At 64.5% G+C, this 21,602-nt stretch carries 16 protein-coding genes and 1 pseudogene; 1 reads left to right on the forward strand and 16 read right to left on the reverse strand.

The genetic code is table 11. From position 1 onward, the window contains the following. Positions 1-40: 40 nt before the first annotated feature. From KZO25_RS07545 to rho, 6 genes are all read right to left on the reverse strand, one after another. On the reverse strand, positions 41-1,132 hold the full coding sequence (locus tag KZO25_RS07545; RefSeq protein ID WP_223136483.1) for a 3-deoxy-7-phosphoheptulonate synthase: 1,092 nt from the start codon (positions 1,130-1,132) through the stop codon (positions 41-43). Positions 1,133-1,663: 531 nt separating this feature from the next. After that, positions 1,664-1,786, reverse strand: a complete 123-nt coding sequence (locus KZO25_RS19965; RefSeq protein ID WP_256379981.1) for a hypothetical protein — start codon at positions 1,784-1,786, stop codon at positions 1,664-1,666. 83 nt (positions 1,787-1,869) lie between these two features. Next, the gene (gene folM / locus KZO25_RS07550) at positions 1,870-2,583 is read right to left on the reverse strand and encodes a dihydromonapterin reductase (RefSeq protein ID WP_066450938.1); all 714 of its coding nucleotides are present in this window, start codon (positions 2,581-2,583) and stop codon (positions 1,870-1,872) included. Then, positions 2,580-3,359: an NAD(P)H-flavin reductase gene (locus KZO25_RS07555; RefSeq protein WP_223136484.1), complete on the reverse strand. Its 780-nt coding sequence runs from the start codon at positions 3,357-3,359 to the stop codon at positions 2,580-2,582. Before KZO25_RS07555 ends, folM begins: the two co-directional genes overlap by 4 nt. Continuing rightward, on the reverse strand, positions 3,356-4,855 hold the full coding sequence (ubiD, locus tag KZO25_RS07560) for a 4-hydroxy-3-polyprenylbenzoate decarboxylase (protein ID WP_223136485.1): 1,500 nt from the start codon (positions 4,853-4,855) through the stop codon (positions 3,356-3,358). Before ubiD ends, KZO25_RS07555 begins: the two co-directional genes overlap by 4 nt. Positions 4,856-5,220: 365 nt before the next feature. Next, positions 5,221-6,480: a transcription termination factor Rho gene (rho, locus tag KZO25_RS07565; protein WP_066450947.1), complete on the reverse strand. Its 1,260-nt coding sequence runs from the start codon at positions 6,478-6,480 to the stop codon at positions 5,221-5,223. 481 nt (positions 6,481-6,961) lie between these two features. Here rho and ppx point away from each other — a divergent pair. Continuing rightward, a pseudogene (ppx, locus tag KZO25_RS07570) lies at positions 6,962-7,927 on the forward strand (exopolyphosphatase); the annotation flags it as partial. Positions 7,928-7,961: 34 nt separating this feature from the next. Here ppx and tilS read toward each other — a convergent pair. The 10 genes from tilS to bamA all read right to left on the reverse strand — a co-directional run bounded on the left by tilS (position 7,962) and on the right by bamA (position 21,517). Continuing rightward, positions 7,962-9,266: a tRNA lysidine(34) synthetase TilS gene (gene tilS, locus KZO25_RS07575; RefSeq protein ID WP_223136487.1), complete on the reverse strand. Its 1,305-nt coding sequence runs from the start codon at positions 9,264-9,266 to the stop codon at positions 7,962-7,964. Next, positions 9,250-10,203, reverse strand: a complete 954-nt coding sequence (accA, locus tag KZO25_RS07580; protein WP_066450955.1) for an acetyl-CoA carboxylase carboxyl transferase subunit alpha — start codon at positions 10,201-10,203, stop codon at positions 9,250-9,252. The genes tilS and accA overlap by 17 nt, the downstream gene beginning before the upstream one ends. A 400-nt stretch (positions 10,204-10,603) precedes the next feature. Continuing rightward, positions 10,604-14,104, reverse strand: coding sequence for a DNA polymerase III subunit alpha (gene dnaE, locus KZO25_RS07585; protein WP_223136488.1), 3,501 nt, complete (start codon positions 14,102-14,104; stop codon positions 10,604-10,606). 219 nt (positions 14,105-14,323) lie between these two features. Continuing rightward, complete coding sequence (gene rnhB, locus KZO25_RS07590) at positions 14,324-14,935, reverse strand: ribonuclease HII (RefSeq protein WP_223136489.1); 612 nt, start codon at positions 14,933-14,935, stop codon at positions 14,324-14,326. After that, positions 14,932-16,218, reverse strand: coding sequence for a lipid-A-disaccharide synthase (lpxB, locus tag KZO25_RS07595; protein ID WP_223136490.1), 1,287 nt, complete (start codon positions 16,216-16,218; stop codon positions 14,932-14,934). The genes rnhB and lpxB overlap by 4 nt, the downstream gene beginning before the upstream one ends. 12 nt (positions 16,219-16,230) lie before the next feature. After that, on the reverse strand, positions 16,231-16,998 hold the full coding sequence (lpxA, locus tag KZO25_RS07600) for an acyl-ACP--UDP-N-acetylglucosamine O-acyltransferase (RefSeq protein ID WP_066450961.1): 768 nt from the start codon (positions 16,996-16,998) through the stop codon (positions 16,231-16,233). Continuing rightward, on the reverse strand, positions 16,995-17,438 hold the full coding sequence (fabZ, locus tag KZO25_RS07605; protein ID WP_223136554.1) for a 3-hydroxyacyl-ACP dehydratase FabZ: 444 nt from the start codon (positions 17,436-17,438) through the stop codon (positions 16,995-16,997). The genes lpxA and fabZ overlap by 4 nt, the downstream gene beginning before the upstream one ends. A 122-nt stretch (positions 17,439-17,560) precedes the next feature. Then, positions 17,561-18,601 carry a UDP-3-O-(3-hydroxymyristoyl)glucosamine N-acyltransferase gene (gene lpxD, locus KZO25_RS07610; protein ID WP_223136491.1) on the reverse strand — a complete coding sequence of 347 codons (1,041 nt, stop codon included), beginning with the start codon at positions 18,599-18,601 and terminating at the stop codon, positions 17,561-17,563. Positions 18,602-18,648: 47 nt separating this feature from the next. Then, positions 18,649-19,149: an OmpH family outer membrane protein gene (locus KZO25_RS07615; protein ID WP_223136492.1), complete on the reverse strand. Its 501-nt coding sequence runs from the start codon at positions 19,147-19,149 to the stop codon at positions 18,649-18,651. A gap of 25 nt (positions 19,150-19,174) precedes the next feature. After that, positions 19,175-21,517, reverse strand: coding sequence for an outer membrane protein assembly factor BamA (bamA, locus tag KZO25_RS07620; protein ID WP_262488896.1), 2,343 nt, complete (start codon positions 21,515-21,517; stop codon positions 19,175-19,177). Between the last annotated feature and the right edge of the window lie 85 nt (positions 21,518-21,602).

Consider the following 21,602-nt stretch of genomic DNA (forward strand, 5'->3'; position numbering starts at 1 on the left):
ACAGGCAAAGAGGCCAGGTCGGCATGGCCAACCGGCCGGATCAAGTCGAGCGGAGCTGTTCCGCTGCCTCCAGCAGCAGCGCCTCAGTGGCTTCCCAGCCCAGGCAGGCGTCGGTCACCGACACGCCGTAGCGTAGGGTGGCGGGCTCGAGGGCCTGGCGCCCCTCCTCCAGGTAGCTCTCAAGCATCAGCCCCATCAGCGAGGTTTCACCGGCCAGGCGCTGTGCCAGCACGTCACGCAGTACCTCACCCTGGCGACGGTGGTCCTTGCAGGCATTGGCGTGGCTACAGTCGACCATCAGCCGCGGTGTCAGCCCGGCGGCTTTCAGCGCCTGGCGGCAGGCTTGCACAGAACCGGCGTCGTGGTTGGGGCCGCCGTGTCCGCCGCGCAGCACCACGTGCGTGTGGGGGTTGCCCGCCGTCTCGCGCATCACGGGGCGACCGTCGCCGGCAAGGCCGAAGTGCTGGTGGGGATGCGCCGCCGCCTGCATGGCGTCCAGGGCGACCTTGACGTCGCCGCTGGTGGCATTCTTGAAACCCACCGCCGCGTCCAGGCCACTGGCCAGCTCGCGATGCAGCTGGGACTCGGTGGTGCGCGCGCCGATGGCAACCCAGGCCAGCAGGTCATCCAGGTAAGGGGCCAGCATCGGCTGCAACAGCTCGGTAGCGACCGGCAGGCCAAGCGAGGCGATATCGCGCATCAGTTGACGTGACAGCTGAAGGCCGCGGGCCATGTCGCCGCTACCGTCCAAGTCTGGGTCATAGGCGAGCCCCTTCCAGCCCACCGTTGTCCGCGGCTTTTCCACGTAGACCCGCATCACCGGCAGCAGGCGGTCCGACACCTTGGGTGCCAGCTCGGCCAGGCGTTGCGCATATTCCAGGGCGGACACGGGATCATGGATCGAACAGGGGCCGACCACCACAAGCAGCCGGTCGTCACGGCCCTGCAGGATGTCATGGACAGCCTGGCGCTGGGCGTGGACCCGCTCGACCAGCTGAGGCCCCAGAGGAAGGGTGTGTCGCAGTTCGCCAGGGGTGGGCAGCGTCATCTCGGTCCGACTCGTTTCAGCGGCAAGGTCAAACTCGGCTCGGCGGTCCGTCTGGCGCTCGGCAAGGGAAGCATGGGCATTCATGGTCATCAACTCCGTGAGATCGGTAAACATAGTGACGTGTTCGTGCCACCGGTCATCTCACGGTCGGAGGTGGCGCACTGGCCCGACCGCGTAGCGCTAAATCGCCAGCCATAGCCCCAGCCAAAATAATCCTGGCGGCTCCGGGCGTAGGCGGCAAAGGCGCTGTAGCGTGCGGTCATGGTGCGTCTCCTCTCATTGCTGCATTGCAAAAGACTACGTTGCAAAGATAGTGTTCGGGGCTGCATAACGCAAAACCCCCGGGCGGGTTGCCGACCGGGGGTTCGTGGTGGGAGGCAACCCGGTTAGGGTGTGCCTTCGCGGCGGTGTCCTAGGACCCGGCCGCCGGCACACCGGCGCTAAACCAGTACCAATACTGATCACCGAAGTCACCCAAGCCAACGCCACCCAATTCCACCGCGCCGGGAGTGCGGTTGAAGGAATTGCTGGGCTTAGCAAGGCTCGGTGTCATGGTTGTCTCCCTGAGGTCTGCTTTCATCGTGCCGCATCGCGGCAACCTTGGCAAGCCCGGATTCAGGCCGCCACGGCGCGCATCACACCAATGATTAGCGGCAGCAGGTTGATCGCCAGAACTACCGCCAGAGGCAACAGCCAAAGTAGCCCTGTGTCGTCATGATACTCCTTCAGTGGGGCCATGTTCGTCTCCTTTGCCTCAGCTAGATCGTTTGCTCTCTGCCATGGTACGACGCCGGCAGGGCTTGGTGTCCATGACTGACAGTCTAGCGAAGATGCCGGCCGCCATCGACCGGCAGGGTAATCCCGGTGACATAACGGTTGTCGAGCAGGTAACGCAGGCTCTGGTAGATCACGCCAGGTCCCGGCACCGTGCCCATGGCGGACTTGGCCCGCACCTTCTCGATGTAGGCTTCATCATCGCCCTCATTGAGCATGATCAGGGCCGGGGCAATGCCGTTGACCTGGATCGACGGGGCGTACATGGCCGCGAAAGAGAGCGTCAGACTCTCCAGCCCCGCCTTGGTGGCAGCATAGGCGGCGTGCTTCCTCGAACCCTTCTGCACGACGTAATCGGAGATATGCACGATATCGCGCTGAGGCTCCCCGCAGGCGTCCAGCAGCTCACGGCAGTGCAGGTTCACCAGGTAGGGCGCCTGCATATGAATGCGGAACAGCCGTTCGAAGGTCGCCCCCGCCTGAGCGCCGGCCGAGTCCGGCGCCCAGTCGCTGGCATTATGCACGATGGCCCTCAGCGACGATGTCTCGATCTTGAGGCGGGCGATAAAGTCGAGGATACCCGCTTCGGTGGAGAAGTCGGCCTCGAGTGCCACGATGCCCCGCTCGCGCAGTGCTTCCAGCTCGGCCCGCTCGCGGCGGTAGCTGATGATCACGGGATGCCCGTCCTCGGCCAGCCGCTCGGCACAGTGGCGCCCCACACGCTGCGCGCCACCGGTGATCAGGATCGGCGAGGCGCTCACCTACCGCCCTCCCGCCTGAGCACGCCGGCCGTAGGCACCAGCGGCTGGCGCGGCGCATAGGCGAATACATCGGAGAAGACCCGGGAGGCAGTTAGCCCCAGCGAGGCCAGCACGTCGACACAGGCGTAGACCATGCCCGGCGACCCGGAGAGGTAGACGTCATGGCCGGAGATATCGTCGAGCCCCTCCGCCAGCGCCTGGTCGATGCGTCCCCGATGCCCCTGGACGCGCTCGCCGGCTACCGGCGTCTCCGGCGCCACCTCGGTGACCACATGGAAGCGAACATTCTCGTGGCTCTCGGCCCACTGCCGCGCCAGGCTCTCGAGATAGAGGTCACGCCGTTCACGCGCCGCCCACCACAGGTCGATGGGCCGCTGCGGGGACTCGTGCAGCGAGGCCTCGACGATGGCTTTCATCTGGGCGAAGCCGGTCCCCGCGGCAATCAGCAACAGCGGCCGCCGGCTGGTACTGTCCAGCACGCAGTCGCCTCCCGGCATGCGCAGGGTCAGGTGCCGGGCAACCACGACCAGGTTGCGCAGGCGCTCGGAGTTCTCCCGCTCCGGCCAATGCTGAATATGCAGTTCGAGGGTGCCGTCACCGCCATGGGCGCTGGCAATGGAGAACGGCACCCAGGTGTCATCGTCAAGCGCCAGCTCGAGGTACTGGCCGGGGTCGTGGGCCATGGCCTCGGGGCGTCCCTCCAGCCGGACGCGGAACACGTCGGGAGTGAGATCCTCCACTGCCGTCACCTGGCAGGTCAGGGTCCTTGCCGTCATGAATGCCTCTTGTCATCAGGGTTGGAAGGCAGCGCGATGCCCAGATCGTTCCAGCGCTCGCTGACACGGGCCTTGACGGCCTCGTCCATGACGATGGGCGTGCCCCACTCTCTATCGGTTTCGCCGGGCCACTTGGCGGTGGCGTCGAGGCCCATCTTGGAACCCAGCCCCGCCACCGGGGAGGCGAAGTCGAGGTAGTCGATGGGCGTATTCTCCACCAGTACGGTGTCCCGGGCAGGGTCCATCCGCGTGGTGATGGCCCAGATAACGTCTTTCCAGTCACGGGCGCTGACGTCGTCGTCCAGCACCACCACGAACTTGGTGTACATGAACTGGCGCAGGAAGCTCCACACCCCCATCATCACCCGCTTGGCGTGACCCGGGTACTGCTTCTTCATGGTCACCACCGCCATGCGGTAGGAGCAGCCCTCCGGCGGGAGATAGAAGTCGGTAATTTCGGGAAACTGCTTGCGCAGGATTGGCACGAAGACCTCGTTGAGCGCCACGCCGAGAATGGCCGGTTCGTCCGGCGGCCGTCCGGTGTAGGTCGAGTGGTAGATGGCGTCTTTCCGCATGGTCATGCGCGTGACCGTGAAGACCGGGAACTCGTCGACCTCGTTGTAGTAGCCGGTGTGATCGCCGTAGGGGCCTTCCGGCGCGGTATCGTCCGGGTAGATGAAGCCCTCCAGGATGATCTCAGCCGATGCCGGCACCTGCAGGTCGGCATGACCGCACTTGACCAGCTCGGTGCGCGAGCCCCTCAGGAGTCCGGCGAAGGCGTATTCGGAGAGCGAGTCCGGCACAGGGGTGACCGCACCCAGGATGGTGGCCGGATCGGCGCCCAGCGCCACCGCCACCGGGAAGGGCTCGCCCGGGTTCGTCTGCTGGAACTCCTGGAAGTCGAGCGCTCCACCCCGGTGTGACAGCCAGCGCATGATCAGTCGGTTGCGGGAGAGCTTCTGCTGGCGATAGATACCCAGGTTCTGGCGCTTCTTGTGCGGCCCGCGGGTGACCACCAGCGGCCATGTCACCAAGGGGGCGACATCACCTGGCCAGCAGTGCTGGATCGGCAGGCGGCCGAGGTCGACGTCGTCGCCCTCCAGCACCACCTCCTGCACCGGAGCGCTGCGCACCGTCTTGGGTCCCATGCTCATGACCTGCTTGAAGATCGGCAGCTTGTCCCAGGCGTCACGCATGCCCTTGGGCGGGTCAGGCTCCTTGAGGAAGGCGAGCAGCTTGCCCACCTCGCGCAGCGCCTCGACGCTGTCCTGACCCATGCCAAGGGCGACCCGCTTCGGCGTGCCGAACAGGTTGCCGAGCAGCGGCATGTCGTGACCCTTGACGTTCTCGAACAGCAGCGCCGGGCCACCGGCGCGCAGGGTGCGGTCGCAGATCTCGGTGATTTCCAGGTAGGGATCGACCTCGGCCGAGACGCGAACCAGCTCGCCCTGAGCCTCCAACGCGGCGATAAAATCCCGTAGATCCTTGTATTTCATGAACCAATCCCATCCCGTTTCCCGAACGACGAAAGGGGCAGCATAGCATGCCGCCCCTTTCTCTTACCCGCCGTCCCGTCATCCAAGCCAGTCAAGCAACCGCGGCTTACCCGGCGACAAGGCCTTCGAGAAGGCGCTGTAAACCCTTCCCTGGGCGCTACATTCTTCATCCCTGAAGAATGACCTCCTCTCCGGCCTGTCCCCGGCACCGCTCACCTCGACAAAGTCCTCAAAGAGTTGAGAACTGGCCGTCGCGAGCGAAGACGAGACAAGGCGGAAAACAGCGAAAGCGCGGAGTTTACTTTAGTAAATGAGCAGCTTGAGCTGTTTTCCAACGCCGTATCGTCGAGCGCAGCAGGCCAGAATCAGCGTCTCTTCATGGCCTCGAAGAACTCGAGGTTTGTCTTCGTATCCTTGAGTCGGTCGATCAGGAACTCGGTCGCCGCGGTATCTTCCATCGGGTTGAGCAGCTTGCGCAGGATCCACATACGCTGCATCTCGTCCTCGGAGGCGATCAGGTCCTCGCGGCGGGTGCCGGAACGGCGAATGTTGATCGCCGGGTAGACGCGTCGCTCGGCGAGCTTGCGGTCCAGGTGGGCTTCCATGTTGCCGGTTCCCTTGAACTCCTCGAAGATCACCTCGTCCATCTTGGAGCCGGTATCCACCAGCGCCGTGGCGATGATGGTCAGGCTGCCGCCCTCTTCGATGTTACGCGCGGCGCCGAAGAAACGCTTGGGCTTCTCCAGGGCGTGGGCGTCGACACCGCCGGTGAGCACCTTGCCGGAGCTGGGCACCACGGTGTTGTAGGCGCGCGCCAGGCGAGTGATGGAGTCGAGCAGGATCACCACGTCCTTCTTGTGCTCCACCAGGCGCTTGGCCTTCTCGATGACCATCTCGGCGACCTGGACGTGACGGGCCGGCGGTTCGTCGAAGGTCGAGGCGACCACTTCGCCGCGCACCGTGCGCGACATCTCGGTCACTTCCTCGGGGCGCTCGTCGATCAGCAGCACGATCAGGTGACAGTCGGGGTCGTTACGCGTGATCGAGGTGGCGATGTTCTGCAGCATCAGCGTCTTGCCCGCCTTGGGCGGCGAGACGATCAACCCACGCTGGCCCTTGCCGATGGGTGCGGTGAGATCGATGATGCGCGACGTCAGATCCTCGGTGGAGCCGTTGCCGATCTCCATGCGCAGCCGCTCGTTGGGGAACAGTGGCGTGAGGTTCTCGAACAGGATCTTGTGCTTGGCGTTTTCCGGCTTGTCGAAGTTGATCTGGCTGACCTTGAGCAGCGCGAAGTAACGCTCCCCTTCCTTCGGCGGCCGGATCTTGCCGGAAATGGAATCGCCCTTGCGCAGGTTGAAGCGACGGATCTGCGACGGCGAAACATAGATGTCGTCGGGGCCGGCCAGGTAGGAGCTGTCGGCGCTGCGCAGGAAGCCGAAGCCGTCCTGCAGGATTTCGAGCACCCCATCGCCATAGATATCCTCGCCGCTCTTGGCGTGCTTCTTGAGGATGGCGAAGATGATGTCCTGCTTGCGCGAGCGAGCCAGGTTGTCGATGCCCATTTCGCGGGCAAGCTCCAGGAGCTCCGGGACGGTCTTTTGCTTGAGTTCGGTAAGATTCATCGGTGTGTTCGGAAGTTGCTCATGTCAGCGTGGCGGCACGGCGCCGTGAATGTGACGGGGGATAAAACGGTACGCCGCTTGGGTGCGTTCAGAGCCTGGGAAGGCATCCACTCGCAGGTGATGACCGGCAAATCACGACCTAACTTCATGCACTAACCAGCACTAGAAGGGTCGCCGGAACGGTATCGTGTTCGAGGGAGCAGCACAATTGTCGCCTGGACTACAATCGCCTGGGCGTCTTCAAATGCCAACATGGCTTGCGGGCACATGATAGCGAGCGACAAAAGGGGCTGTCTGACGACTTGATATAGGACCGCGACGCGGACGTCGTGTCTCGGTCGGAAAGCATTCGGAACAGGCGAACGACTCGATGTTAGTCAAGGGCGGCGACGAACGCAACCCCATAACCCGACACACCCTGCTAATTGACACGACAAGGGAGTCGCCGCAACCTTGGACTCTCTGCCATCAGGATGCCTCGATGACTCAGCCAATGGAACGGCCTCGCCCACAAAAGCCACTCGCTACCACGCCTCGACAGCGGCTGGCTGCGATCGACCTGGGCTCCAACAGCTTCCACCTGCTGGTCGCCAATTACCAGGAGGGCAGGCTGCAGGCGGTGGCACGCCTGGGCGAGAAGGTCCAGCTCGCCGCCGGACTCGATCAGGCCAATCGATTGAGCGAGGAGGCTATGCAGCGCGCGCTGCGCTCCCTGGCTCGCTTCGTTCCACTGTTGGGCGACATCGCACCGGGCCGACTGCGGGTCGTGGGCACCAGCGCACTGCGCACGGCACGCAACCGCCAGACCTTCGTCGAACGCGCGGAATCATTGCTGGGCTGCCCCATCGAGATCATCGATGGCCGTGAGGAGGCGCGCCTGATCTATCTGGGCGCGGCACATGCCCTGGCCGAGAACGGCAAGCGGCTGATCATCGATATCGGCGGCGGCTCCACCGAGTTCGCCATCGGCGAGAACTTCGCGCCACTGCATCTGGAGAGTCTGGACATCGGCTGTGTGACCTTCACCGGGCGACATTTTGCGGACGGGACTCTCAGTGAAGACAGCATGCGCTGTGCCGAGCAGGCCGCGAAAGCCGCGTGCAACCGGGTCAGCCGCGCCTATCAGGCCTTCGGCTGGACCGACCCGGTCGGTTCCAGCGGTACCATCAAGGCCGTCGCCTCAGTCCTTGCGGCAAGCGGTGATCTTGACGGTGCCGAGGAGGGAACCATCACACGCCGGGGGTTACTCGAACTGCGCCAGCGGCTGATCGCCTTTAGGCATCTCGATAACGTCGCCATGGAGGGACTCAAGCACGACCGTACCCGTATCTTTCCTGCCGGCGTAGCCATTCTTGGTGCCATCTTCGAGAGCTTCGGCCTTACTCGGCTGCGTTACGCCGATGGTGCGCTGCGGGAGGGGGTGCTCTACGACATGATGGCGCGGAATGGCGATTTCGTCGGCGACAGGAGCTGAGCCGCCTTCAGTGATACTCCGGCCCAGCGTCCCAACCCTCCGCAACGAACAGCCAGCGTTTCTGCTCCGGCAACAGCACCGCCACGACCACATCACCGTGCCAGGCCACCAGCAGCCGCCCCCGCTCCCAGGGAGGCAAGTCGGCTTCCTGGAGCAGGCGCTTCAGGTCACGTGAACCGCGTCCCGCCAGACGCAGACGCTCGCCGCCCTGGCGCAGCAAGAGCCGAAGCGCGGCCGGCCCTCCCTCACGGCGCCGCAGCGTGAGATCACAACGCCCCAGATGAGTCTCCAGGGGTGCCAACCCGTCCCAGTCGATCCTCCCCCCCTCCGGCATCGGGCCGCTCGGGCTAAGCAGGTAGAGCCACTCTCGCCAGATACGCGCTTCGCCGTTCGGCCAATCGATCCGCACCCCTGCATCGCGCCGTGCCGACAGCTGCGCCATCAGGGCAGCGAGGCGCAACTCAGGAGGGGTGGGTAGCGATAGAGAACGACAGGCGTGACGAATCAGCAGCCGCTGGCGGGGGAGCGACAAGGCGTTGAGTGCCGCCACCGGCAGCTGCCCCGGGTTCCCGCCCAGCCGTTGGAGATCCAGCGCAGCCAGCTCGTCGAGCAACGCATCGGCTTCACCAGCCTGTCTTGCCGAGCGCGCCAGTGTCTCACCGGCATGGGGCCAGCGTGACTGCAGCAGCGGCAGCACGCTGCGGCGCAGGAAGTTGCGATCGAGTGACTCGTCGGCGTTGGAGGGATCCTCGATCCAGCGTAGCCCGATCCGCTGGGCCTCGGCTTCGAATTCGCCACGGGAGCGCGCCAGCAGGGGGCGCACCAGGCACCTTCCCTGCCACTCGCGGCCTGGCGGCATTCCCGCCAGGCCGCGCACGCCGCTGCCGCGCAGGGCAGCGAGCAGGAAGGTCTCGGCCTGGTCGTCGCGGTGCTGAGCGAGCCACAGGGTCTCGCCGCAGGCGACCCGGCGCTGGAAGGCCGAATAGCGAGCCTGACGGGCCGCCCCTTCCAGGCCCAGCCCCCCCGACAGCGAGACGTCAACTCGCTCAACGAACAGCGGCACCCCGAGACGGGAGCAGAGCCGCCGGCAGTGGGCCTCGAAGTCATCGGCACCAGCCTGCAGGCCATGATTCACGTGGAGCGCGTAGAGCGGGCGGGGATGGCGCTGGATGGCATGCGCCGCCAGGGTCAACAGCAGCGAGGAGTCCAGTCCGCCGGAAAGGGCCACCCAGACGACACGCCCCGACGGGGTCTCCGCCAGGGCGTCATCGATCAGAGCCTGAAGAGATTCTCTCTTATGCTGGTGCGCCATAGCTCATCAGGCGCTCATACCGGCGCTCCAGGAGGGCCTCGGTATCCATGGCCTCCAAGCGCTCGAGACTGTCCAGCAGCGCCGTCTTGACCCGTTCGGCGGTATCGACAGGATGCCGGTGGGCACCACCCAGCGGCTCTGGAATCAGCGTGTCGACGAAACCCAGCTCCTTGAGCCTCTCGGCGGTGATGCCCATGGCCTGGGCGGCGTCGGAAGCCTTCTCGGCGCTCTTCCACAGGATCGACGCGCAACCCTCCGGGGAAATCACCGAATAGGTGGAGTACTGCAGCATGGTCAGCTCATCGCAGACGCCGATGGCCAGCGCTCCGCCGGAGCCGCCTTCACCCACCACGGTAGCGAGGATGGGAGTCTTGAGTCGCGACATCACCGCCAGGTTGTAGGCGATGGCTTCCGACTGGCCGCGCTCTTCCGCATCGATACCTGGGTATGCCCCGGGGGTATCGATGAAGGTCAGCACCGGCATCTTGAAGCGCTCGGCCATCTCCATCAGCCGGCACGCCTTGCGGTAACCTTCGGGGCGGGGCATGCCGAAGTTCCGGCGAACCTTCTCCTTCACTTCACGCCCCTTCTGGTGGCCAATCACCATGACCGGGCGATCGTCCAGGCGCGCCACTCCGCCGACGATGGCCGGGTCGTCGGCAAAGCGACGGTCGCCATGCAGCTCATCGAAGTCGGTGAAGATGTGCTCGAGGTAGTCCAGGGTGTAGGGCCGCTGCGGGTGGCGCGAAAGCTGCGACACCTGCCAGGGGCTCAGGTCCTTGAAGATGGACTCCGTGAGCTTGCGGCTCTTCTCTTCGAGCCGGCTGATCTCGTCGCTGAGGTTGACCTGACTGTCGTTGCCGACCAGGCGCAGCTCTTCGATCTTGGCCTGAAGCTCGGCGATGGGCTGTTCGAAATCGAGATAGTTGGGATTCATAGTGGCTAAGCCGCCTTGTCATTGCTGTCGCCGGGGTACATTGACCGCTTCTTGCCCCGGAAGCCATAAATTCGAGTGTCGGCATTATCGCACCCTGACGAAGTCGCGCAAGGCGTGAAAACGCGGCTTTTCCGGCGACAGGTCTATGCGGAGGCGCTGTGAACCCGTCCCTGGGCGCTACCTTTTCCATCCCTGGAAAAGGACCTCCGCTTCGACCTGTCCCCGGCGCCGCTCGCAGCCAAGGTGGTGAGGTGAGTCTTAGGCTCTGCCTGAAAAGTCGACGAGCGATGGTCAGACAAGGCAAAAAACGGCGAAAAAGCGGAGTTTACTTTAGTAAATGAGCATTTTAAGCCGTTTTTTAACGCCGTATGACCGAGCGCAGGCACTTTTCGGACAGAGTCTAGCGATACTTCAACCTCACGCCGTCCTGCCCTTGCACCTCACGCAGCGCGATCAGCAGCTCGTCGCAGGGCGCTACCCGCCACTGCTCGTCCAGCTCCAGCCAGCCGACCGCCTCGCCGTTGCGATAACGCAGCCGGACCGGCAGCCCGCTCGCGTCGCAGTGGGGCGAGAGGCTGTCGCGGAGGTTGTCGACCAGCCGCCCATTGACCCGGTCGCCGTCCAGCGAAAGCTCCACGGCCTCGCCGTAGCGGCTGCGCGCCGCCACCATGGGGGTAATCTCCTTGCCGCGCAGGCGCAGCCCGCCGGAGTAGTCGTCGCTGGAGACCTCCCCCTCGACAATCAATACCTGCTCGGTGTCGAGCTGGCCACGCAGCGCCTCGAACATCTCGCCGAACAGCGAGGCCTCGATGCGCCCGGTACGGTCATCAAGCGTCAGGAAGGCCATGGTATCGCCGCGCTTGGACTTCATGGTACGCACCCCCACCACCAGGCCGGCGACCCGCTGCGGCTCACGGGAAGGCTTGAGGTCGCTGATACGCGTCGAGACGAAGCGCTTGAGCTCCTGTTCGTACTCGTCGATGGGGTGACCCGTGAGGTAGAGCCCCAGCGTCTCCTTCTCGCCGGCCAGGCGCTCCTTGTCGGTCCACTCGCGGGTCTGTCGATAGGCCTCGTAGGGATCCACCTCAGACTCCTCGGCGAAGGCCTCGCCGAACATGTCGATCATGCCCAGGTTCTGGTTGGCCTGGGTCTGGGCCGCGGCCTTGAGCGCGGCTTCCATCGCCGCGCTGAGCACCGCGCGGTTGGGGCCGAGGTTGTCCAGCGCCCCGGAGCGGATCAGCGCCTCCAGGGTACGCTTGTTCATGCGCCGGGGGTCGACCCGGCGGCAGAAGTCGAACAGATCGCTGAAGGGCCCATCGGCTTCACGCGCCTCGACGATGGCACCGATGGGCCCTTCGCCCACGCCGCGGATGGCGCCCAGGCCGTAGACCACCCGCGCCTCGATATCGACGGTGAACTTGTAGCCGCCGACGTTGACGTCCGGCGGGGTCACGGTCAGCCCCAGGTGGCGGCACTCCTCGATCAGCGGCACCACCTTGTCGAGGTTGTCCATTTCGGTGGACATCACCGCCGCCATGAAGGGGCCGGGGTAGTGCGACTTGAGCCAGGCGGTCTGGTAGGAGACCAGGCCGTAGGCCGCCGAGTGCGACTTGTTGAAGCCGTAGCCGGCGAATTTCTCCACCAGATCGAAGATATTGCCCGCGAGCTCCTTGTCGATGCCGTTGGCGGCACAGCCCTCCATGAAGCCGGCACGCTGCTTGGCCATCTCCTCCGGCTTCTTCTTGCCCATGGCGCGGCGCAGCATGTCGGCCTGTCCCAGGCTGTACCCTGCCAGCACCTGGGCGATCTGCATCACCTGCTCCTGGTAGAGGATGATGCCGTAGGTGGGCTCGAGCACCGGCTTGAGCAGTTCGTGCTGGTAGTCCGGGTGGGGGTAGGAGATCTCGGCGCGGCCGTGCTTGCGGTTGATGAAGTCGTCGACCATGCCCGACTGCAGGGGGCCGGGGCGGAACAGCGCCACCAGGGCGATCATGTCCTCCAGCGAGTCCGGCAGCAGGCGCTTGATGAGCTCCTTCATGCCGCGGGATTCGAGCTGGAACACCGCCGTGGTCTCGGCGCGCTTGAGCATCTCGAAGGTGGGGGCGTCATCCAGCGGGATGGTGTCGATGTTGAGCGGCCCCTGGCCGGCCGCCGCACGCACCTTGTCGACCATCTCCAGCGCCCAGTCGATGATGGTCAGGGTCCGCAGCCCCAGGAAGTCGAACTTGACCAGCCCGGCCTCCTCGATGTCGTTCTTGTCGAACTGCACGACCAGGCCTGCGCCCTCCTCGTCGCACAGCAGCGGTGCGAAGTCGGTGAGCTTGGTGGGGGCGATCACCACGCCGCCGGCGTGCTTGCCGGTGCCGCGGGTGATGCCCTCCAGCTTGATCGCCATCTCCCAGATTTCCTGGGCCTCGTCGTCGTTGTCGATGAACTCCTTCAGCGCTGGCTCGGCCTCGATGGCCTTGGCCAGGGTCATGCCGACCTCGAAGGGAATCAGCTTGGAGAGCTTGTCGCCGAGCGAATAGGGCCGGCCCTGGGCCCGGGCTACGTCGCGCACCACCGCCTTGGCGGCCATGGTGCCGAAGGTGACGATCTGGGACACGGCGTTGCGGCCGTAGCGGTCGGCCACGTACTCGATGACCCGGTCGCGCTTCTCCATGCAGAAGTCGACGTCGAAGTCGGGCATCGAGACCCGCTCGGGGTTGAGGAAGCGCTCGAACAGCAGGTCATACTCCAGCGGATCGAGGTCGGTGATCTTCTGGGCGTAGGCCACCAGCGAGCCAGCACCGGAGCCACGCCCCGGCCCTACCGGGACATTGTTGTCCTTGGCCCACTGGATGAAGTCCATCACGATCAGGAAGTAGCCGGGGAAACCCATCTGGATGATGATGTCGAGCTCGAAATCCAGGCGCTTGCGGTAGCGGGCGTCGATCTCGGCATACTCCGCCCCGTCCCGCGGGTAGCGCTCGGCCGGGAAGAGGAAGTCGAGCCGTTCAGTGAGGCCATCGTGGGAGACCTTGCGGAAGAACTCGTCCTGGGTCATGCCCTCGGGAATCTCGAATTCGGGCAGGAATATCTCGCCCAGCCGCACGTCGACGCTGCAGCGCGCGGCGATCATCAGGCTGTTCTCGAGCGCTGCGGGGATATCCGAGAAGAGATCGGCCATCTCTTCGGGGCTCTTGAGGTACTGCTCCTCGGTGTAGCGCCGCTCGCGTCGCTTGTCGTCGAGCGCACGGCCCTCGCCGATGGAGACCCGGGTCTCGTGGGCCCAGAAGTCGTCGCGCTCGAGGAAACGCACGTCGTTGGTGGCCACCACCGGCGTACCCGTCTCCATGGCCAGCGCCACCGACAGATGCACGCACTCCTCCTCCAGCGGCCGGCCGGTACGCACCAGCTCCAGATAGAAGCGCCCCGGGAAGGCGGCGTTCCACTCGTCCAGCAGCGCCCGGGCTTCGTCCCGGTGGTCGGAGAGCAGATGACGGCCGATCTCACCGTCGCGGGCGCCGGACAGGGCGATCAGCCCCTCGCTCTGCTCGAGCACCCAGGCGCGGTCGAGCAGTGCCCGACCCTGCCGCTGCCCCTCCATCCAGCCACGGGATATCAGCTCGGTGAGGTTTCTGTAGCCGATGTCGTTCATGGCCAGCAGGGTCAGGCGGTAGGGGTGGCCTTCATCCTGGGGGTTGGCCAGCCACAGGTCGGCGCCGATGATCGGCTTGAGCCCGGCACCCTGGGCACCGCGATAGAACTTGACCAGGCCGAACAGGTTGGCCTCGTCGGTGACGGCCAGGGCCGGCATACCCCGCTCGGCCGTGGCCTTGATCAGCGGCTTGAGCCGCACCAGGCCGTCGACCAGCGAGTATTCGGTGTGAACGCGAAGATGTACGAAGGGCGTGGTCATAAGGGGCTCGAAGCTTGGCGGTAAATGGTCGGTACGAAAACCAGGCTATTGGACCTGTGGCATGGCATAGGCTATCGCATCCTGCTTCGCTCGGGGCTGATCCAGGGATAGGCCTGCGGGGAGGCGCTGTGAATACCTCCTTGTACGCTACCGATTCCTTCCATGGAATCGGACCTCCCCTACGGCCTATCCCCGGCGCCCCTCGCTAACAGGAGCTACCTACAACAGCGCCAACTGGCGCTTGACGGGGCCGAAGGAGCGGCGGTGCTCAGGCAGCGGCCCCAGGCGCTCCAGGACGGCCAGGTGCTCGCGGGTCGGATAGCCCTTGTGGCGGGCGAAGCCGTAGCCGGGAAAGAGGCCGTCGAGCGCCACCATCTGCGCATCGCGCGCCACCTTGGCGAGTATCGAAGCCGCGGCAATGGCCGGGTGGCGAGCATCGCCCTTCACCACCGCCTGGCCGGGAACATGATGCCCGGGCAGGCGATTACCGTCCACCAGCAGGTACTCCGCGGCCAGCGGCAGGGCATCCACAGCCCGGCGCATGGCGAGATGGGTGGCGTGATAGATATTGAGTTCGTCGATCTCGGTGACTGACGCCTCGGCCACGGCAAAGGCCAGGGCCTTTTCGCGAATCTCTGCGTCGAGCTCTTCGCGGCGCTCTGCCGTGAGCTGCTTGGAGTCGGCCAGGCCGGCGATGGGCCTGGCCGGGTCGAGGATCACGGCGGCGGCCACCACGGCGCCAACCAGTGGTCCTCGGCCAACCTCGTCGACACCTGCCAGCAGGGTGCCCTGGTAGTCGATGGTCAGGGGTGGCAGGTCACATGGTTTCATCGCTCGGTGCGCTCTCTCGTCTCTGCGTGCTCCGGGGGCGTCTCCTCTCCCACCTCTCCCGCTCGGTCACGTCCTGGCTTCGCCCCCGCCTCGGCAGCGGCGATGGCACTGGCGGGCGAGACGCTCTCGGGCAGCGCGCGCCCTTCCACCAGCGCCTCGACGGCATCACAGGCGCGACGACTGGCATCGCGCTGCAGCCCGGCATGCATGTAGGCGAAGCGCGTCTCCAGCGCCAAGCGGTAGTCGTCGTCATCGAGCATCTCGCCGAGGCGTGCAGCGATGGCCGACGCACTGGCCGCTTCCTGGATCAGCTCGGGCACCAGGGTCTCGCGCGCAATCAGGTTGGGCAGCGAGATCCATTCCGTCTTGACCAGCCGCTTGGCCAGCCAGTGGGTGGCCGGTGCCATCTTGTAGGCCACCAGCATGGCACGGTGACAGAGCATCGCCTCCAGCGCCGCGGTACCCGATGCCAGCAGCACGGCGTCGGCCGCGACCATGGCCTCCCGGGCAAGGCCGTCGAGTAGCACCACCCGACCGGCGAGGCCGGGGCGTGCCGTCAGAAGCTCGCTCAGCTCTTCGTGCCGCTTTGGCGTCGCCGCGGGGATCACCACCTTGAGCCCGGGACGGGTTCGGCACAGCTGCTCGGCGGCGTCGAGGAAGGTGTCGCCGAGAAAGCGGATCTCGTTGGCACGGGACCCCGGCAGCAGGGCCAGAATCGCCGCGCCCTCGTCCAGCCCCAGCGCGGCCCGGGCCGAGGCGCGATCATTGGTCAGCGGCAGCTCGTCGGCCAGCGGATGGCCGACGAAGGCCACCGGCACCCGGTGGCGGGCGTAGAAGGCAGCCTCGAAGGGGAGGAAGGTGAGCATGGCATCGACGGAGCGGGCGATACCCTTGACCCGCCCCTGGCGCCAGGCCCACACCGTGGGGCTGACATAGTGCGCGGTGGTGATGCCCGCCTCGCGCAGTTGGCGCTCGAGGCCGAGATTGAAGTCGGGAGCATCGATACCGATCATGATATCCGGCTGCCAGGCCAGGGCGTCGGCCCTGAGTGAGCGGCGCACGCGGATCAGCTCGGGGAGGTGCTTGATCACCTCGACCAGTCCCATCACCGAGAGGGTTTCCAGGGGAAAGCGGCTATCCATGCCCTCGCCGATCATTCCCGGCCCGCCGATGCCGCGGAATTCGATGTCCGGGTGACGGGTCTTCAGGGCGCGCATCAGGCCAGTGCCCAGATTGTCACCGGAAAGCTCACCGGCCACGATGTAGACACGTCTTACCGTCATGGCCGTATCACGTCAGCGAACGATGCCACGGGACGACACCTCGATGGAGGCGACAAAGGCATCGGTTTCAGGGAGAGAGAAACGGCCGCGAATTGCTGCCAGGGCCTGCTCGACGGTCAACCCCTGCCGATAGACCAGCTTGTAGGACTCGCTCAGCGCCAGGATCGCCTCTTTCGAAAAACCGCGGCGCTTGAGGCCCGTGAGGTTGAGCCCATGGGGCTTGGCCGGGTTGCCGTTGATCATCACGAAGGCGGGGGTGTCCTTGGTGATGATCGATCCGCCACCGGCCATGGCATAGGAGCCGAAATGACAGAACTGGTGAATCGCGGCGAGCCCACCCAGTATGACGAAATCACCCAGGGTGACATGACCGGCCAGCGTCACCTGGTTAGCCAGCACGCAGTCGTTGCCGATAAGGCAGTCGTGCCCCACGTGGACATAGGCCATGATCAGGTTACGCGAGCCGATGGTAGTCTCGCCGCGATCCTGGGCGGTGCCACGGTGCAGCGTTGCCCCTTCGCGTATGACGTTATCGTCGCCCATCACCAGTCGCGTCGGCTCCCCGGCGTACTTCTTGTCCTGGCAATCCTCACCCACCGAGGCGAACTGGAAGATTCGAGTGCGGGCGCCCAGCACGGTCGGCCCCTTGATCACAACATGAGAGCCTATCCGGCTACCGGCCCCGATCTCGACGTCGGGACCAATCACGGTAAAAGGTCCGACTTCGACATCCTCGGCAAGTCGCGCGCCGGGATCGACGATGGCAGTGGTATGTATCAAGCAACCTTCCTCTCGGCACAGATGATGTCGGCCTCACAGGCCAGCTCGCCCCCTACGGTAGCACGGCAGGCGAATTTCCAGATGCCGCGCTTTTCACGCTCCACGCGAGCCTCCAGCACCAGGCAGTCCCCCGGCATGACCGGGCGCTTGAAGCGCACGTTGTCGCTACCCACGAGGTAGTAGACATAGCCATCGGCGGGCAGCTTGTTGACCGTCTTGAACCCCAGGATGCCACACACCTGAGCCAGGGCCTCGAGCACCAGTACGCCAGGCATGATCGGGTGATGCGGGAAGTGGCCGTTGAAGAACGGCTCATTGATGCTGACGTTCTTGTAGCCAACGATTAGTTCGCCAAGTGTCAGCTCCGTGATCCGATCCACCAGTAAAAAAGGATATCGGTGGGGCAGATAGTCACGAATCTCGTTGATATCCATTACCATCGTAGCGACCTCTGAAAGGAAGTAGGAAAGCCGGAGCAGCATGGGCATGTTGCATCCGGCTTTCCGAAGTGCCTGCAGGAAGAAAAGGCAGGCGATGGATTATAACGTCGCCAGACTTCGTCTCAACCCTCCTGGTTGCGCTTTTCGAGCTTGGCCAGGCGGCGGGCGATATCGTCGAGCTGCTTGAAGCGCACCGCATTCTTGCGCCACTGGGCATTTTGCATCGCGCCGGTACCCGACGAGTAGACTCCCGGCTCATGAATCGAGTTGGTGACCAGGCTCATGCCGGTGACCTGTACCCCATCGCAGATCGTCAGATGGCCAGCAAGCCCCACTCCACCACCGAGCATGCAGTTGCTCCCCACCCGGGTCGAGCCGGCGATGCCAACACAGCCGGCAAGGGCACTGTGGTCGCCGATGTGTACGTTATGGGCGATCTGCACCTGGCTATCAATCTTGACGTCATTACCGATGATCGTGTCTTCCAGCGCCCCGCGGTCGATGCTGGAGCAGCTGCCGACTTCGACATCGTCACCCAGCACCACGCCGCCCAGCTGGGCGATCTTGTGCCAGCGCTTTCCGTCATGGGCGAAACCGAACCCATCGCCACCGATGACACAGTTGCTGTGCAAAATGGCCCGCTCGCCGATAGTCACACCATGGCAGACGGTCACGTTGGGATGAAGGCGTGACCGGGCACCAATGCGTGAATTCACCCCGACGACACAGCCGGGACCGATCACGACCTCGTCGCCGAGCTCAACACCGGACTCGACGACGGCCTGGGGGCCTATCTCGACCCCAACGCCCACCCGGGCGTCTTCGGCCACCACGGCGGTCGGGTGAATACCACCGGTCGGGCGGGCCAGGAACGGATCGAATAGCCGCGACAGATGGGCATAGCCGAGATAAGGGTTGTCGAGCTCGAGATGATCCACCGGGCATTCGCTAGCGTGCTCGGGGTGGAGCAAGACAGCACCGGCACGAGTGTTGTTAAGACTCTTCAGGTAGGAGAGATTGGCCACGAAGGCGATCTGTTCAGGGCCGGCATCCTGCAAGGTTGCCAGCCCCGAGATGCGGCGGGAGCCGTCACCCATCAACCGCGCTCCGAGCTTTTCGGCGAGATCGGCGAGGGTGAACTGTGGGAGAGCAGGTTGTGTCATGAAGGCCCGATAGTCAGCAGAGCACGGCGGCAAGCCGCCGTGACGATTCAGTTGAGCGAGTTGAGGATATCGGTCACTTCCCTGGTCAGGTTCGGCAGCTCGACTTCTGAGTGAACCACACCCTGGGGGTCTACCAGCACCTGGATGCCGTGCCGGGAGATGACCTGCTCAACCGCCTGCTCAAGCTTCGATTCGGACTGCTGCAGGAATTCCTGCTCGGAGCGCATCTGCTCCTCGATGATCTGCTGGCGCAGCTGCTCGAAGCGACCACCCTTCTGCTGGAACTCCTGCATCATCGTCTGGCGCTCAGCATCGGAGAAACTGCCTCCCTGCAGGCGCTGCTGCAAGCCCTGTAGTTCCTCACCCAGCGCCTGGGCTTCCTGCTGCTGGCCGCGCAGGCGGCTCTCAAGCTGCTCCATGGAGCGCTGCGCCGCATCGGACGAGAGCAGCGCCTGCCGCCAGTCCAGCACGGCAACCTCGGCGGCGTGGGTCGGCAATGCCAAGGCACTGAACAGGCCAATACAGAGAATGGCGGACAACTTGCGCATGAGCGGCTCCTTGATCAATGCCGGGTCAGAAGGTCTGACCCAGTGAGAACTGGAAGAACTGGGTATCGTCGCCGCTCTTGTCGTTGAGTGGTTCGGCGATACTAAAAGTCAGCGGGCCCACCGGGGTCAGCCAGGAAAGGCCGATACCGGCACTGTAACGCAGCTCGCCCAAGTCAACGCCGGAGGAGCAGTTCGAAGGGCCATCGCCATCGACCACCGGGTAACAGCTGGTCAGGAAGGTATTGCCGGCATCGATGAAGAAGCCGGTCTGCAGCGACCTCTGATCCTCGAGGAAGGGCATCGGGAAGAGTAGTTCCGCACTACCCTCGACCAGGACGTTACCGCCCAGGGTACGGTCTCGCCCCGCCTCTCGGGGCGTGGTGCGCTGCCCCAGGGTGTTGGCAGTAAAACCGCGAACCGAGCCGAGGCCGCCGGCGAAGAAGTTCTCGTAGAAGGGGTGGGGGTCGCTGCCGATGCTGTCGGCATAGCCAAGGGTGGAGCCGAACTTCAGCGCCCAGGTCTCCTCTTCATTCAAGGCGAACAGCTGCTGCGCCCGTGCCCGCAGCTTGTAATACTCCGCATCGCTGCCCGGCGCAGCGGTCTCCAGCGACAGACGCTGATAGTTGCCCGAGGTTGGCATGATGCCGCGGTTAAGGTTATTGCGCGTCCAACTGGCGGTGAGCTTGAGGCTCTGGGCGTCGGCGCCCTGCTCATCGACGTAGCGCACGATCTCCGAGGGCGTGTCGCGGTATGTCTTGACCGTCAGATCCTCGATGCTGGCACCGAAGTTGAGCCGCGACAGTTCACTGATCGGGTAACCGAAGTTGATACCCGCGCCGTAGGCATCGGTGGAGAAGGTCGAGATATCCGAATCGGCATAGTCGGTTTCGCGATAGAACAGATTGTAGCCCCGCGAGATGCCGTCCAGTGTCCAGTAGGGATCGGTGTAGCCGAAGTTGAGACTGGTGAAGGTATCGCTGCGCTGAGCCCCGACGTTGACCCGGTTACCGGTTCCCAGGAAGTTGTTCTGCGCCAGCGAGGCCCCGTAGATGATGCCGGCACTCTGGGAGAAACCGATGCTCGCCGAGATCGAACCGGAGGGCTGCTCCTCGACGGTATAGGTAACGTCCAGCTTGTCGGACTCACCCGCCACCGGCTGGGTATCCACGTCTACCTGACTGAAGAAGCCCAGGCGCTCCAGGCGCCGGCGCGACTGGCTGATCGACTCGGTGGAGGCGGGCGCGCCCTCCATCTGGATCATCTCGCGACGCAGCACTTCATCCTGAGTACTGGTGTTGCCGATGAAGTTGATGCGCCGCACATAGGCCCGCTGTCCCGGCTGAACACTGATGGTGAGGTCTACCGTCGAGCCGTCGGCACCGGGCTCCGGCACGCCTTCAACCCGGGCGAAGGCGAAACCCTCGGCACCCAGGCGAGCACGCAGTGCTTCGGTGGAAGCGGTCACGTCGCTGCGCGAGAAGATCTGGCCACTCTCCACCTGGAGCAGATCCCGCGCCTCACGTTCACTGACCTGCAGGTCGCCGGCGAAACGAATGTCGCCCAGACGATACTGCCGCCCCTCGTCGATGTTGACGGTAACGAAGATCCGCGACTTGTCCGGGCTGATCGATACCTGGGTCGAGGTGATGGCGAAGTCCACATAGCCGCGGTCAAGATAGAAGGAGCGCAGCCGCTCCAGGTCGCCGGACAAGGCTTCACGGGAGTATTCGTCACGCGAGAACCAGCCGAAGAAGCGGCCAGGACGGTCGTTGAGCTCGAAGACATCACGCAGCTCGCTGTCGTCGAAATCACGATTGCCGACAACGTTGATCTGGCGGATCTTGGCCACGGCACCTTCGTTGATATCGATATCGACCTGTACCCGGCCTTCATCGATCTCACGCACGCTGGTCTCGATGCGCGCACTGTAGCGGCCCTGCGCCTGGTAGACACCCTCCAGCTCACGCTGGATCTCCTCCAGGGTGGAGAGCTGCAGCACCTGTCCCTCGGCAAGGCCACCTTCGCGAAGGCCGCGACGCAGGTCCTCCTCGGATAGCTGTCGGTTACCGCTGATGTTCAGCCGCGAGATGGTGGGACGCTCCACCACCTGGATGACAAGCACGTCACCGTCCCTGGCCAATTGGATATCGTCGAACAGGCCGGTGGCGAACAGGCTGCGTGCCGCCTCCGCCAGTTCGCGGTCATCCACCCGATCCCGGGCGCTGACGGGGAAGGCGTTGAAGACGGAAGCGGCGGAAACCCGCTGCAGCCCTTCCACGCGAATGTCGGTCACTTCAAAAGATTCGGCCAGCACCGTATTGGAACCGGCCAGCAGCAGAGCCGCCAGTCCGAGGGTCTTGATATTCATGCAGTCGCTTCGCTCGCGTTGATCCGCCTGCCTGTCCAGACAGGCACCTTATACATTTGTGCGGGTGACTGACAAGGTTGGAGTC

The organism is Halomonas sp. ANAO-440 (assembly GCF_019915905.1).
In the GTDB taxonomy this organism is placed as follows: domain Bacteria; phylum Pseudomonadota; class Gammaproteobacteria; order Pseudomonadales; family Halomonadaceae; genus Halomonas; species Halomonas chromatireducens.